A 12804-nucleotide genomic window follows, 5' to 3' on the forward strand; every position below is an offset into this window, starting at 1 on the left:
TGGATCGACGGCCGGGCCGCGGCCCGGCCCGCAGGATGGACATTCGGCGGGACGATACTCAGAACTCCGGGCCGATGGCGAAATGGAGGCGGAAGGCATCCTCGTGGTCGAAGGGGTGGGCGACGTCGAGGCGGATCGGGCCCACCGGCGAGATCCAGCGGACCCCCAGGCCGGCCCCGGTGTTGAGCTCCTTCGGCCACCAGTCGGTGAAGGCGTCGCCGACGTCGACGAAGCTCGCCAGCCACCACTTGCCGGTCAGTCGCCGCTGGGCCTCGACGCTGGCGACCAGGCGCTGCTCGCCGCCGACCAGCTGGCCTTCGTCGTCCTCCGGGGACAACGACTCGTAGGAATAGCCACGCACGCTGTTGTCGCCCCCGGTGAAGAAGCGCAGCGAGGGCGGCACGTCGCCGAAGTCGTCGGTGACCACGCTGCCGGCGCCGACGCGGCCCACGAAGCGATAGTCGTCGCCGAGGCTGCGGATCCACTGGGAGTCGGCGTTCATGCGCAGGAACTCCGCCGACGAGCCCCAGGCCTCGCTGGAATACTGCAGGGTGATCTGCTGGCGATCGCCCCAGGTGGGGAAGGTCGGGTTGCGCGACCGGGTCCGCGTCCAGCGTACCCCGGGATACAGCAGCACCACCTGGTTCTCCTCGTCGGCCTGGGTGAAGTCCTCGTAGGTGGCGCGCAAGTAGATGAGCTGCTCCCAGGCGTTGTCGAACTGCCAGCGACGGCCGAACTCCACGCTGGCCTCCAGGGTCTGGGTATCGTCGCTGTCTTTGTTGCGCAGGCCGTACTGCAGCTGATAGCTGTCCCGCAACGGGTCCTCGAGGGGCATCTCGTAGACGCCGCTGAATTGCTGCTCGGGGCCTGAGACGTAGAGATCGTGGTTCCAGCTGTGTCCGTAACGGTTGACCCAGGGCTGGTCCCAGGTCAATCGGGCGCGGGGGCCGACGTCGGTGGCGAAGCCGACGCCGACCTCGAACTGGTGGCGGTCCGCCGGCGTCAGGGTCACCTCGATGGGCACCTCGGGCACCGCAGGCGCCTGAACGTCGTCCGCCGAGGCCAGGGCCTCCGCGCTGAGCCGCGGCGCGGGGGGGGCGGCCGGTGCCAGGCCCTCGACGTCCAGGGCGTTGAAGAACCCCAGCTCCGCCGGCGGCAGGGCCAGCTCGCGGACCCCGGCATCCAGGCGGGGGCGCACGCCGACCGACGCGAACCACTCGGTCTGGCCGAGCCGCTGGTTGAAGGTGGCGATGTCGCTGGCCAGGTAGGGCTTGCCCTGGCTGAAGGGGGCCAGCGCCGCGAGACGCTCGGTCTCGATGTGCTGGCCGCGAAAGCGTACCGGGCCGAAACGATGGCGCGGGCCGCTGTCCAGCGCCAGTGACAGGCGGGCGCTGTGGTCCCAGGGACGAACCTCCATGCGGCGCTCGAGGAAGCGCCAGTCGAAGTAGCCGCGCTCCAGGGCCAGCCCGGCGAGCTGGCTGCGCAGGGCGTCGAAGGGGGCGTGACGCAGGATCTCGCCCTCCTCCTGGGGGTAGCCGGCGATGGCCGCGCGAAACGGCGGGTCCTCGGCGGCCTCGCCGGCCAGTCGGAAGGCCAGCCGATCGATGCGCACCGGCTCGCCGAGCTCGACCTCGAGGGTCACCTCGGTCGGCGCCTCGGGGTCGTCGAAGGTCACCGCCAGGGTCGGCTCGTAATAGCCATAGACCTTCAGCGCATCGCGGGTGAGGCGTCGGACCTCCGCCTCGAGCCGCTGCGCCGAGTACTGTTCGGCCTCCAGGCCATCGAGATAGATCTCGAGGTTCTCGGCCGGATCGCCCTCGACCCCCAGGATGCGCGCGTCGAGGGCCAGGGCCGCCCCGGGGGCGGCGAGGCCGATCGACAGCGAGGCGATCGCGAGGCGCTTGATGAGACACTTATCCATGATGGCGAGGCTTCCCTGGCCGACGTCCTGTCATTGCCGCAGCGCTTCGAGTCGGGCACTCGTCGCCAGCTGTGCCTGGCGCAGTTCCCGCAGCTCGGACTGCACGTCCTTGAGGCGCTCCTCCAGCGAGGCCGCCCGTTCTGCGACATCATCGCGCGAAGCCCCGAACGCTTCAACGTCACCGTCCAGGCGTTGCAGGCTTTCGCGGGCCGCGTCGACCCGCGATGCCAGCGCCTCGTGGCGCCGCTCGACATCTTCGTCCAGCGAGGCGAGCCGCTCGGCCTCGGTATTCAGCGCGGTTTCCAGGCCCGTCAGCCGTTCGCCGAGGGCGGCTCGTCCCTCGCGCCCCGCCGTCTCGAGGGCATCCATGGAGTCACGCACCGCCGACAGGGTATCGCCGCGCACCTCGCCGTCCTCGGACAGGGTCGCCAGTCGGGCCTCGAGAGCGGACTGGGTCTCGGCCAGCGGCGCCAGTCGCTCCTCCCGCCAGTCGTCGAGGCGCTGTGCGATCCGGGTCTCGATGTCGTCTTCCAGCCCCGCGAGCTCGTCCAGGCGCGCCTGGATCCCCGCCAGCAGGTCGCCGCGCCCTTCCGAGGCATCGAAGCGGGCATGCACGTTGGAGATATCGCCATCGAGGCTGGTCAGCCGCTGTTCCAGGCGCTGGCGCTCCATCCAGCCGGCGCCGGCCAGGCCGACCAGGGCCGTCGTGAGCAGCAGGATCAACAGCCACAGCGGCCAGGTCCGCGGGCGCGGCGGGGGAAGCGGCCGGTGATGGCCGGCCAGGCTGGCATCCGGGTCCGGAACGATCGGTCGGGGTGGCCGGCTGTCTTCCGGGCGCTCTGCCATGGAGGTCTCCTTGCTCTGTGCGTGACGGCCGGCCAAGGGTTCAGCCGGCGATCCGTCACCGATGCCCGAGTCCCGGGATCGGAATTGGCGGACCCCGAGCCGGGTGATATGATGCCGTGACCTGACTGGCACAGCATACTGATAGTGTACGGTTTTTTATCGAGGGAGCGAACGGGGCACGGCCGATTCGAGCCGACGACGACCTTGCACTCCCCCAGCGCACTGGCACACCATGGGTCGCCGACCCGTGACTAGCAATGAGGAGAAACGACAATGGCATTCGAACTGCCTGCACTGCCGTACGAGAAGAACGCCCTGGAACCGCACATCTCCGCCGAGACCCTGGAATACCACTACGGCAAGCACCACCAGACCTACGTCAACAAGCTCAACGAGCTGACCGACGGCACCGACGACGCCAACAAGTCCCTGGAAGAGATCATCAAGTCCTCTTCCGGCGGCCTGTTCAACCAGGCGGCGCAGGTCTGGAACCACACCTTCTACTGGCACTGCCTGTCGCCGAACGGCGGCGGTGAGCCGACCGGTGCCCTGGCCGACGCCATCAACGCCAAGTTCGGTTCCTTCGACAAGTTCAAGGAAACCTTCAACGCCCAGGCGGCGGGCAACTTCGGCTCCGGCTGGACCTGGCTGATCAAGACCGACGACGGCGGCGTCGACATCGTCAACACCAGCAACGCCGACACCCCGGTCGCCCACGGCCAGACTCCGCTGCTGACCATCGATGTGTGGGAGCACGCCTACTACATCGACTACCGTAACGCCCGTCCGAAGTACCTCGAGAACGTCTGGAAGGTGCTGAACTGGGACTTCGTCGCCCAGAACTTCGCCTGATCCCCAGCGGACGCGCGAACGACAAACGGCCCCGCCTTATGGCGGGGCCGTTTCGTGTTGGATGAGGCATTTGATGCCATCTAACGTTTGCCAAGGTATTTTCGTGCCACCGTGGTCGCAGAAAGTCGGCGAGCGAAGGCTAGACAAGGCAAAAATCAGCGAGGGAGCGGAGTTTACAAGCTGTAAATGAGCATCCCGAGCTGATTTTTAACGCCGTATAGCCAAGCGCAGCCACTTTCCTTCCCCTCAAGGATCGGCGCGGCGGCCTATGCCCCGATAATGCAACCCCATGCTGGCCACATGGGCCGGGTCGTAGATGTTGCGCCCGTCGAGCAACAGTCTGCCCCCGAGGCGCTTGGCCAGGCGCGGCCAGTCGGGGTTCCAGTAGGCCTTCCATTCGGTGACCAGCATCAGCGCATCGGCGCCTTCCAGGGCCTCGTCGGGATCCCCCTCGAACAGCTCGAGCAGCGGATGCTCGCCGAGCCGCTCGCGCAGCGCCGCCACCGCGGCCGGATCATGCAGGCGGACCCGCACGCCCTGGGCCCAGAGCGCGCGCAACAGGGTCAGGACCGGCGCGTGGTCGATACGCGCGGTGCCCGGCTTGAAGGCCGCGCCCCAGATCGCCACCGTCAGGCCCTCCAGGCGGCCGTGGTAGTGGGCCCATAGCTTGCGGAACAGCGTCTCCTTCTTGTGCTCGTTGATATCGAGCACCTGGTCGAGCAGCGCCGAGTGACGGCCGCTGGCCGACTGCACGTCGGCCAGGCGCATCAGGTCGCGGGAGAAGCTGGGGCCGCCGAAGCCACAGCCGGGGTAGAGATACTCATAGCCGATGCGGGTATCGGCGCCCATGCCCTCGCGGACATGCTCCACGTCCACGCCCAGGGTGTCGGCGAGACCGGCGATCTCATTCATGTAGCTGATGCGGGTCGCCAGCATGCCGTTGATGGCCAGCTTGGACAGTTCGGCGGCACGCCTCGGCATGCGCTGGAACACTTCGCGGCGCCGGTTGAAGGCGCGCAGCAGCTCGCGGACACGTCGTTCGGCGGCGGGCTCGTCGCAGCCGAGCAGCCAGCGGGACGGCCGGGTGAAGGCCTCCCAGGCGCGCCCCTCCTCGAGGAGGTCGGCCAGTGCCACGGCGCGACGGCCATTGCCCAGGCAAGCGGCCAGTCGGTCGGTCTCGCCGACCGGAAAGGTCGAGTTGTTGACCAGCACGGCGTCCGCCGCCAGCAGGGACGACAGCTCGCCCACGGTATCGCGCCCCGTGTCCCGCTGCTCCGGCGACAGGGCCAGCCACAGCACCTCGAACGCCTCGTCGTCCGGACGTTCGCCGGGCGCCAGGATGTGCAAGTGGCCCTGTGCCCTGCCCTCTTCCAGGCGGGCCATCAGTTGCGGCTCGCTGGTCAGCCAGCCGCTCGCGGAAAGCGTCGGCCAGTCGGCGCTGGCATGGGGCCACCACACCACGCGGTGGCCCACCCAGGCCAGGGCCGCCGTCGCGGTGGCCGCGGCCAGCTCACTGCCATGGACCAGTACGCGCATGGCTCACTCCTCGCCGGCGTAGCGGGCCAGCAGTTCGCGGAAGCCGTCGCCGTAGCGGGCATGGCGGCGCCCGTAGGCGAGGATGGCCTCCAGGTAGCCGAGCTGATGGCCGCAGTCATAGGTGCGGCCGCGCATCCGCCAGGCGTCGACGCCGGCCTCGCGGCGCAGGGTCTCGATGGCGTCGGTGAGCTGGATCTCGTTGCCGGCCCCGGGCGGCGTCTCGGCGAGCAGCGGGAAGATGCGCCCGGGCAGCGCATAGCGACCGATCACCGCCAGGTCGGACGGCGCCTCGTCCACCGCCGGCTTCTCGACCAGCCCGGCCAGCGGGCCGGCCTGGCCGGCCGCCGGCGGCTCGCCATCGGGGGCGACGATGCCGTACTTGTGAACCAGTTCGTGGGGCACTTCCTCCACCATCAGCTGGCTGTGGCCGCTGGCCTCGAAGGCCTCGATCATCCCGGCCAGGTCGTTGCGGGCCAGGCCGGTGTCGTCGACCAGCACGTCGGGCAGCAGCACGGCGAAGGGCTCGTCGTCGCCGATCACCGGGCGGGCGCAGAGCACCGCGTGGCCCAGGCCCAGCGGCTCGGACTGGCGAACGCTGATGATGTTGACGTCCTCGGGCACGATCGAGCGCAGCTCCTCGAGCAGCTCGTGCTTGCCCTTGGCCTCGAGGCTGGCCTCGAGCTCGAAGTGCTTGTCGAAGTGGTTCTCGATGGCGCTCTTGCTGCCGTGGGTCACCAGCACGATGTCGCGGATGCCGGCATCGACGGCCTCCTGCACCACGTACTGGATCACCGGTCGGTCGACGATGGTGATCATTTCCTTGGGAATCGCCTTCGAGGCGGGCAGGCAACGGGTGCCGAAACCGGCGACGGGCAGAACGGCCTTGCGAATCATGGTGCGGTTCCTGTCGTGTCGGATTGACGCCCCGGACGCGGGCATGGGCCGGCGCCCCGGGAACGAGTAGAATGGCATGATACCGAACCAGGCCGCCCCGCCACAGTGGCAGGGTGGCGACACCCAGGACCTAGGGAGAGGACAGATGACGGCAAGCGAGTCCCAGGCGGGCAACGTCGACCCGGCGGAGATCGCCAAGTTCGAGGCCCTGGCCCATCGCTGGTGGGATCCCGACGGCGAGTTCAAGCCGTTGCACCAGATCAACCCGCTGCGCCTCGACTTCATCGACGCCCGTTCGGGCCTGGCCGGCCATCGGGTGATCGATGTCGGCTGTGGCGGGGGCATCCTCGCCGAGGCCATGGCCCATCGCGGGGCCGAGGTCACCGGCATCGACCTGGGCGAGGCGCCGTTGGCCGTGGCCCGCCTGCACGCCGAGGAGAGCGGCGCGAGCGTCGACTACCGGCAGGTCAGCGTCGAGGACATGGCCGCCGCACACCCCGGCGAGTTCGACATCGTCACCTGCCTGGAGATGCTCGAGCACGTCCCCGACCCCGCCTCGGTGATCCGCGCCTGTGCGACGCTGGTCAAGCCCGGCGGCCAGGTGTTCTTCTCGACGCTCAACCGCAATCCCAAGGCCTATACCCTGGCGGTGCTCGGCGCCGAATACCTGTTGCGCATGCTGCCCCGCGGCACCCACGACTACGCCAAGTTCATTCGCCCCTCGGAGCTCGCCACCTGGTGTCGCGAGGCCGGCCTCCAGGTCCGCGAGCAGAGCGGCCTGACCTACCAGCCGCTGACCCGCCGCTACCGGCTCTCGGCCACCGACGTCTCGGTCAACTACCTGATGCACTGCCGGCGGGAGGCACTGTGAGTCGCCATATGCCGACACCCGAGGCGCTGCTGTTCGATCTCGACGGCACCCTGGTGGATACCGCCCCGGACCTGGCCCGGGCCACCAATGCCCTGCGCGCCCATCATGGGCTCGATCCGCTGCCCTATCCGACGATCCGCGCCCAGGTCTCCAACGGCGGCAGCGCCCTGGTGACCCTGGCGCTGGGCCTGGCCCGCGAACACGCCGACCACGACGCGGCGCGGGCCTTCCTGCTGGCCGCCTACGGCGAGGCCGTGGCGGTGGACAGCCGGGTCTTCCCGCCGCTGGATCGCCTGCTCGACGACTGGCAACGGATGTCACGCCCCTGGGGCATCGTCACCAACAAGCCGCGGGCTTATGCCGCCCCGCTGGTGGAGGCGCTGGGCCTGGCACCGGGGGTATTGCTGTGCGCCGACGACCTGCCAGTCAAGAAACCGGACCCGGCGCCGCTGCTCGAGGCGGCTCGACGCCTGAACGTGGCCGCCGGCGGCTGCTGGTATATCGGCGATCACCTCCGCGACATGCAGGCGGCCCGCGCCGCGGGCATGCCGGCGGTGGCGGTGGGCTATGGGTACATCGCCGAGGATGACGACTATCGCCGCTGGCCGGCGGACCACCGGTTCGCGACCGCCGAGGCCCTTGGCCTGGCCTTGGGCGTGGGTTGAACGGCTGCGGGCTGCGGGCTGCGGGCTGCGGGCTGCGGGCTGCGGGCTGCGGGCTGCGGGCTGCGGGCTGCGGCAGTGAGTATCGCTCGTCGCTCGAAGCCCGCAACATCCTGTTCACCACTCACCACTCACCACTCACCACTCACCACTCACCACTCACCACTCACCCCTTGGGCGGCTGGGCGTCGAACTTCTCGCCGCTGTGGCCGCGGCTGTCGGGGCCCATCAGCCACAGGTAGGTCGGCATGATGTCCTCGGGCGTGCGCAGCGCCTGCGGATCCTCCGCCGGATAGGCGGACTTGCGCATGGCGGTGCGGGTACCACCCGGGTTGAGGCTGTTGACGCGCAGCGTGCCGAGGTGCTCCACCTCGTCGGCCAGCACCTCGACGAAGCCCTCGGTGGCGAACTTCGACACCGCATAGGCGCCCCAGTAGGCGCGCCCGCGGCGCCCTACCGAGGAGGAGGTGAAGACCACCGAGGCATCCGGCGAGGCCTCCAGCAACGGCAGCAACGCCTGGGTCATCCAGATCGGGCCGTTGATGTTGACCTGCATGACCTGCTCCCAGAGTTCGGGATCGTACTGGGCGAACGGCGTGATGCGCCCCAGCAGGCCGGCGTTGTGCAGGATGCCGTCCAGGCGACCGAACTCCTTGTCCAGGGTCTCGGCCATGTCGTGGAAGTCCTTGAGTGTCGCCCCCTCGAAGTTGAGCGGGAAGATCGCCGGCTGGGGGCCGCCCTCGGCCTCGATGGCGTCGTAGACGGCCTCCAGCTTGGCGATGGTGCGACCCAGCAGGATCACGGTGGCCCCGTGCCGGGCGAAGCTCAAGGCGGCGGCACGTCCGATGCCGTCGCCGGCACCGGTGACCAGGATCACCCGGCCGGCCAGCAGATCGTCGGGCGCCCGGTAATCGATCTTGCAGCTCATGACGAACCTCCTGCCCTCAATTGCCCGACTGGCGCTGGAAGTCGGCGGCCAGGCTGGCGGCGCTGCTGTCGGGATATTCCTCGCGCACCCGCTCGAGCAGCTCGCGGCTGGCCTCCGGCTCGCCCTGCCGTGCCTTGAGCAGGCCCAGCTTGTAGAGGGCGTCGGGCACCTTGTTGCTATCGGGGAAGTCGTCGAGGACGCGGCGGAAGGCCGACTCGGCCGCCGCCAGGTCGGACCCCGCCGAGTGCAGCTCGCCGAGCCAGTAATGGGCGTTGGCGGTCAGCCCGCTGTTCGGATGCTCGGTGACGAAGGCCTCGAAGGCCTGAGTCGCCGCGTCGAACTCGCGGGCCTGCACCTTGGCGAAGGCCGCCTGGTAGTCGGCACGGGCCCCTTCATCCGCCCCGCCGGCCGCGCCGCTTCCCTGGCTCGGCGAGCCGCCATCGGCATCGGGAGGTGACGTTGCGCCATCGTCCGCCGGGGGCTCACCGCCGCCGGACGGCGCGCCCCCCGCCGCCAGGCGATCCTCGAGATCCATGTACTGCTGGCGGGTCTGACGGCGCAGCTGTTCCAGCTGGTAGCGTAGCTCCTCGACCTGGCCGCGCAGCTGGCGAAGCTCTTCCTGGTTGCGCTGAACCTGGTTGAACAGTACCAGGCTGCCGCCCGCCTCCTCGCGGGTGGCGGTCTGGTCATAGAAGCTGCCGGAGCCCGAGCCGGCGGACAGATCCTCCACCACCGGCTGCTGGGCCAGCGCCGGGGCCGCCAGCAGGCTCAGCGCGCCGACGGTGTACCAGGCTTTGAGACGGGGCCTCATCGCGTCCTCCCTTGGCTATCGTGGTGCCGTGCGTGGCGCGCGCTCAGTAGGCGAAGACCACCCGACGGTTCTGGGCATAGGCGTCTTCGTTGCCGCCGCGGGCCGCCGGGCGCTCCTCGCCGTAGCTGACCACTTCCACCTGGGAGGGGGAAACGCCCTGGACGTTCAGGAACCGCTCCACGGCGCCGGCACGGCGCTCGCCGAGGGCCAGGTTGTACTCGCGGGTACCGCGCTCGTCGGTGTGGCCCTGCAGCACCACGCTGGCGCTGGGGTTGCCGCGCAGGAAGGTGGCGTGGGACTCGAGCACCGACTGGAACTCGGGACGGATGGCATCGCTGTCGTAGGCGAAGTAGATGGTGCGGACCTCGGGGATGCGCGAGCCGGCCATCTGGCCGGCGCCCTCGCCCAGGCCGCTGCCGCTGACCTGGCCACTGCCGGCGGTGCCGGTACCCACGCCGCCATTGCCGCCGGCGGTGCCGTCCATGTTGCCTTCCTGGGTGCCGCCGGTGCTGGAACAACCGGCCATCACGGCTAGGGACACGGCGACGGCCAGGGTGCGGGCATAAGGCTTGAATTGCATCGTTCGACTCCTTTCCTTGTGGAACACATTCAGTTCAGAAACGGGGACCAGGCGGGCTCGCGCACGTCGCCCTGGGCGGCGGGCAGGCGGAAGGACGCTCGCCCGTCGGCGGAGACGGCTCCCAGCACCCCATTGCCGCCCTGCTGGGTGGCGAAGATTACCATGGTGCCGTTGGGCGCGACACTGGGCGATTCGGCCTGGCCGGCATCGCCGAGCTCGACCAGGCGACCGCTCTCCAGATCCTGCTTGGCGACTCGGTAGCCGTTGGCCCCGCGATGGATCAGGAAGATGGCCTCGCCGTCAGGCGCGAAGCGGCCGCGGGCGTTGTAGTTGCCCGTGAAGGTGATGCGCTCGGGCGATCCGCCCAGCGACTGGCGATAGATCTGCGGCCCGCCGCTGCGGTCCGAGGTATAGATCAGGCTGTTGCCGTCCGGCGCCCAGGCCGGCTCGGTCTCGATGCTGGGGCTGTTGGTGACGCGCTGCAGCTGCTGGGAGCCGACGTCCATGACGTAGATCTCCGGCTGGCCGTCGCGGGACAGCGCCATGGCCAGGCGGCGGCCGTCGGGAGACCAGGTGGGCGCACTGTTGAGCCCTTCGAAGGAAGTGAGGCGAGCCCGGCGGCCGCTGGCCACCTCCTGGACATAGATGCCCGGTCGCCCAGACTCGAAGGAGACGTAGGCCAGCTTGCCGCCGTCCGGCGACCAGGACGGCGACATGATCGGCTGGTCGGAGCTCAGCACCTGGCGGCTGTTGCGGCCGTCGGCATCGGCGACGAACAGCTGGTAGGCGGTATCCTCGCCGACCCCCTGGGAGGTCACGTAGGCGATGCGGGTGGAGAAGGCACCGCGAATGCCGGTGATTTCCTCGAAGATCTGGTCGCTGATGCGATGGGCGGCGGCGCGCAGCTGATCCTGGCCGGCGGTGATGACCTCGCCGAGCATGCGGGATTCGCCGCTGACGTTCATCAGCTCGTACTGGATCTCGACGCGGCCGCCCTGCTGGCTGACGCGCCCCACCACCAGGTAGCGGGTGTCCAGGGCCTGCCAGTCGCCGAAGCTGACGTCGTCGCCGCTGCTGGGCCTGGCGAACATCGCCTCGCGCTCCAGCGGCGCGAAGTAGCCGCTGCGCTCCAGATCGTCGGCGATGATCTGCGCCACGTCCTGGGGCAGGTTGTCCCCTTCGGCGAAGGGCACCACGGCGATGGGCGTGGCCCGCTCGTTGCCGCGGGTGATGTCGATGGTCAGGTCGGCCTGGGCAAGCGGCATGCACAGCAGCAGCACGGCCGCCAGCCAGGTGGTCATCAAGGCTCTCATCAGCGTATGTCCCCCGGTCGGAATCTGAGGTTGAACTCACGGTACTGGCGCTGCACCGAAGCGGGCAGCTCGCGCAGCTCGGCGAAGGGCGAGGCGGCTTCCACGGCCTCCAGGGCCGAACGGTCGAAGGCGCTGTTCCCACTACTGCGACCCACGCGGGCGGCGAATAGCTCCCCGGAGGGCCCCAGGCGCACGGCGATCTCGGCCGCGGCCCCGTTCGGCACGTTGGGCGGAATCACCCAGGCCTGCTCGACGGCCTGGCGTACCAGATTGATGAAACCGTTGGCCGCCTGTTCGGCCTGGCGAGCGTTGGCCACGGACTCGGACTCGCCGGCGATGGCCTCGTCGAGGCTGTTCTGGGCGGCCTCGGCGGCGCGACGGGCGGCTTCCTCGCGCTGGCGCTGCGCTTCGGCCTCGCGTTCACGGCGGGCCTCCTCCTCGGCCTGACGCTGCCTTTCGGCTTCCGCTTCCGCTTCCGCTTCGCGACGGCGCTGCTCCTCGGCCTCGCGCTGGCGACGGGCCTCTTCCTCGGCCTGGCGTTCGGCCTCCGCCTCGCGCTGGCGGCGTGCCTCCTCTTCCGCCTGGCGCTGGCGTTCGGCTTCCGCTTCCCGTTGACGTCGAGCCTCTTCTTCCGCCTCACGCTGGCGTTCGGCTTCCGCGCGTTGTTCGGCTTCGCGCTGCTGGCGGGCCTGCTCTTCCTGGCGCTGGCGTTCCGCCTCCTGCCGCTCGGCCTCCTGGCGAGCGGCCTCCTCGGCCCGACGCTCGGCGTCGGCGGCGGCCTGCTCGGCGGCCTCGCGGGCCTGTTCGCGCTCCTCCGCCCGGGCCGCTTCCTCGGCCTGGCGCTGCCGTTCGGCCTCGGCTTCGGCCTGGCGCTCGGCTTCCTCCTGGGCGGCCTGCTGGGCCTGGCGCTCGGCCTCCGCGGCGGCCCGGGCCCGCTGTTGCTGCGCCTGCTGGGCCTGGTCGGTGGCGGTCTCGGCACGCACCAGGGTGGCCTGGACGATGGCCTGGTTGGGCGGCTCACGCTCGGCGGTCGGGAAACGGATGACGCTGATCACCAGCAGCCCCAGGTGCAGGGCGATGGCGAGGATCAGCGGCAGCCCGTAGCCGACGCGACGCTGGTATCTGGCCATGCGCGCTCCTCAGGCCTCCCCCGGGGGTGGTTCGGAGATCAGCCCCACATTGGCGACGCCGGAGGTCTGCAGGGTGCTCATCAGGGTGACGATCTGGCCATAGGCCACGTTGCGATCGCCGCGCACCAGCACGCGGGTACCCGGCTCTCGCTCGAGCAGGATTTGCACCCGCTCGCCGAGCTGGTCGAGGTCGACGGCGGTCTCGTCGCCGCTCAGGCTGACGAAGACCTGGCCGTCGCGATCCACCGAGACGATGATCGGGTCGCGGCTCTCGCTGTCCTCGATGGGCTCGGAACTCACCTGGGGCAGGTCCACCTTGACGCCCTGGGTCAGCATCGGCGCGGTGATCATGAAGATCACCAGCAGCACCAGCATGACGTCGATGAAGGGCACGACGTTGATCTCGTTCATCGGCTTGCGCCGGCCCATGCGGTTGAAGGGTCCGTGCATGGCGTGCCCT

At 69.7% G+C, this 12804-nt stretch carries 13 protein-coding genes; 3 read left to right on the forward strand and 10 right to left on the reverse strand.

What is annotated here, in order from left to right:
* Positions 1-58: 58 nt before the first annotated feature.
* Together tamA and ACXAFN_RS16865 are read right to left on the reverse strand one after the other, a co-directional pair.
* On the reverse strand, positions 59-1921 hold the full coding sequence (gene tamA, locus ACXAFN_RS16860) for an autotransporter assembly complex protein TamA (RefSeq protein ID WP_474990596.1): 1863 nt from the start codon (positions 1919-1921) through the stop codon (positions 59-61).
* Positions 1922-1951: 30 nt separating this feature from the next.
* Entirely contained in the window at positions 1952-2767 is an 816-nt protein-coding gene (locus ACXAFN_RS16865; protein WP_474990598.1) for a hypothetical protein, read from the reverse strand.
* A 273-nt stretch (positions 2768-3040) separates the two neighbouring features.
* Between ACXAFN_RS16865 and ACXAFN_RS16870 the strand changes: the two genes are divergently transcribed.
* The gene (locus ACXAFN_RS16870) at positions 3041-3619 is read left to right on the forward strand and encodes a superoxide dismutase (protein ID WP_183387322.1); all 579 of its coding nucleotides are present in this window, start codon (positions 3041-3043) and stop codon (positions 3617-3619) included.
* Positions 3620-3865: 246 nt separating this feature from the next.
* Here ACXAFN_RS16870 and ACXAFN_RS16875 read toward each other — a convergent pair whose 3' ends face one another.
* Entirely contained in the window at positions 3866-5155 is a 1290-nt protein-coding gene (locus tag ACXAFN_RS16875; RefSeq protein WP_474990600.1) for a UDP binding domain-containing protein, read from the reverse strand.
* 3 nt (positions 5156-5158) lie between these two features.
* Positions 5159-6049, reverse strand: a complete 891-nt coding sequence (gene galU, locus ACXAFN_RS16880; RefSeq protein WP_474990602.1) for a UTP--glucose-1-phosphate uridylyltransferase GalU — start codon at positions 6047-6049, stop codon at positions 5159-5161.
* 145 nt (positions 6050-6194) lie between these two features.
* Here galU and ubiG point away from each other — a divergent pair, with 145 nt between their 5' ends.
* Positions 6195-6920, forward strand: coding sequence for a bifunctional 2-polyprenyl-6-hydroxyphenol methylase/3-demethylubiquinol 3-O-methyltransferase UbiG (gene ubiG, locus ACXAFN_RS16885; protein ID WP_474990604.1), 726 nt, complete (start codon positions 6195-6197; stop codon positions 6918-6920).
* 8 nt (positions 6921-6928) lie between these two features.
* Positions 6929-7585 carry an HAD-IA family hydrolase gene (locus ACXAFN_RS16890; RefSeq protein ID WP_474990606.1) on the forward strand — a complete coding sequence of 219 codons (657 nt, stop codon included), beginning with the start codon at positions 6929-6931 and terminating at the stop codon, positions 7583-7585.
* Positions 7586-7748: 163 nt separating this feature from the next.
* Here ACXAFN_RS16890 and ACXAFN_RS16895 read toward each other — a convergent pair whose 3' ends face one another.
* Genes ACXAFN_RS16895 through tolR form a run of 6 tightly spaced genes read right to left on the reverse strand, consistent with a single transcriptional unit; the run spans position 7749 to position 12794 of the window.
* A complete protein-coding gene (locus ACXAFN_RS16895; RefSeq protein WP_474990608.1) occupies positions 7749-8510 on the reverse strand; it encodes a YciK family oxidoreductase in 762 nt (253 codons plus the stop codon).
* A 16-nt stretch (positions 8511-8526) separates the two neighbouring features.
* Complete coding sequence (gene ybgF, locus ACXAFN_RS16900; protein WP_474990610.1) at positions 8527-9321, reverse strand: tol-pal system protein YbgF; 795 nt, start codon at positions 9319-9321, stop codon at positions 8527-8529.
* Between the two features lie 43 nt (positions 9322-9364).
* Complete coding sequence (gene pal / locus ACXAFN_RS16905) at positions 9365-9901, reverse strand: peptidoglycan-associated lipoprotein Pal (RefSeq protein WP_474990612.1); 537 nt, start codon at positions 9899-9901, stop codon at positions 9365-9367.
* A 29-nt stretch (positions 9902-9930) separates the two neighbouring features.
* A complete protein-coding gene (gene tolB / locus ACXAFN_RS16910) occupies positions 9931-11214 on the reverse strand; it encodes a Tol-Pal system beta propeller repeat protein TolB (protein WP_474990613.1) in 1284 nt (427 codons plus the stop codon).
* Positions 11214-12344, reverse strand: coding sequence for a cell envelope integrity protein TolA (gene tolA, locus ACXAFN_RS16915; protein WP_474990615.1), 1131 nt, complete (start codon positions 12342-12344; stop codon positions 11214-11216). The genes tolB and tolA overlap by 1 nt, the downstream gene beginning before the upstream one ends.
* Before the next feature lie 9 nt (positions 12345-12353).
* The gene (tolR, locus tag ACXAFN_RS16920; protein WP_474990617.1) at positions 12354-12794 is read right to left on the reverse strand and encodes a protein TolR; all 441 of its coding nucleotides are present in this window, start codon (positions 12792-12794) and stop codon (positions 12354-12356) included.
* Positions 12795-12804 lie beyond the last annotated feature (10 nt).

The sequence above is a fragment of the Halomonas sp. ABH4_019 genome (assembly GCF_056159885.1).

Coding starts and splice junctions, on each gene's coding strand:
- tamA (WP_474990596.1), bottom strand. CDS start 1,921: ATGGATAAGTGTCTCATCAAGCGCCTCGCGATCGCCTCGCTGTCGATC.
- ACXAFN_RS16865 (WP_474990598.1), bottom strand. CDS start 2,767: ATGGCAGAGCGCCCGGAAGACAGCCGGCCACCCCGACCGATCGTTCCG.
- ACXAFN_RS16870 (WP_183387322.1), top strand. CDS start 3,041: ATGGCATTCGAACTGCCTGCACTGCCGTACGAGAAGAACGCCCTGGAA.
- ACXAFN_RS16875 (WP_474990600.1), bottom strand. CDS start 5,155: ATGCGCGTACTGGTCCATGGCAGTGAGCTGGCCGCGGCCACCGCGACG.
- galU (WP_474990602.1), bottom strand. CDS start 6,049: ATGATTCGCAAGGCCGTTCTGCCCGTCGCCGGTTTCGGCACCCGTTGC.
- ubiG (WP_474990604.1), top strand. CDS start 6,195: ATGACGGCAAGCGAGTCCCAGGCGGGCAACGTCGACCCGGCGGAGATC.
- ACXAFN_RS16890 (WP_474990606.1), top strand. CDS start 6,929: ATGCCGACACCCGAGGCGCTGCTGTTCGATCTCGACGGCACCCTGGTG.
- ACXAFN_RS16895 (WP_474990608.1), bottom strand. CDS start 8,510: ATGAGCTGCAAGATCGATTACCGGGCGCCCGACGATCTGCTGGCCGGC.
- ybgF (WP_474990610.1), bottom strand. CDS start 9,321: ATGAGGCCCCGTCTCAAAGCCTGGTACACCGTCGGCGCGCTGAGCCTG.
- pal (WP_474990612.1), bottom strand. CDS start 9,901: ATGCAATTCAAGCCTTATGCCCGCACCCTGGCCGTCGCCGTGTCCCTA.
- tolB (WP_474990613.1), bottom strand. CDS start 11,214: ATGAGAGCCTTGATGACCACCTGGCTGGCGGCCGTGCTGCTGCTGTGC.
- tolA (WP_474990615.1), bottom strand. CDS start 12,344: ATGGCCAGATACCAGCGTCGCGTCGGCTACGGGCTGCCGCTGATCCTC.
- tolR (WP_474990617.1), bottom strand. CDS start 12,794: ATGCACGGACCCTTCAACCGCATGGGCCGGCGCAAGCCGATGAACGAG.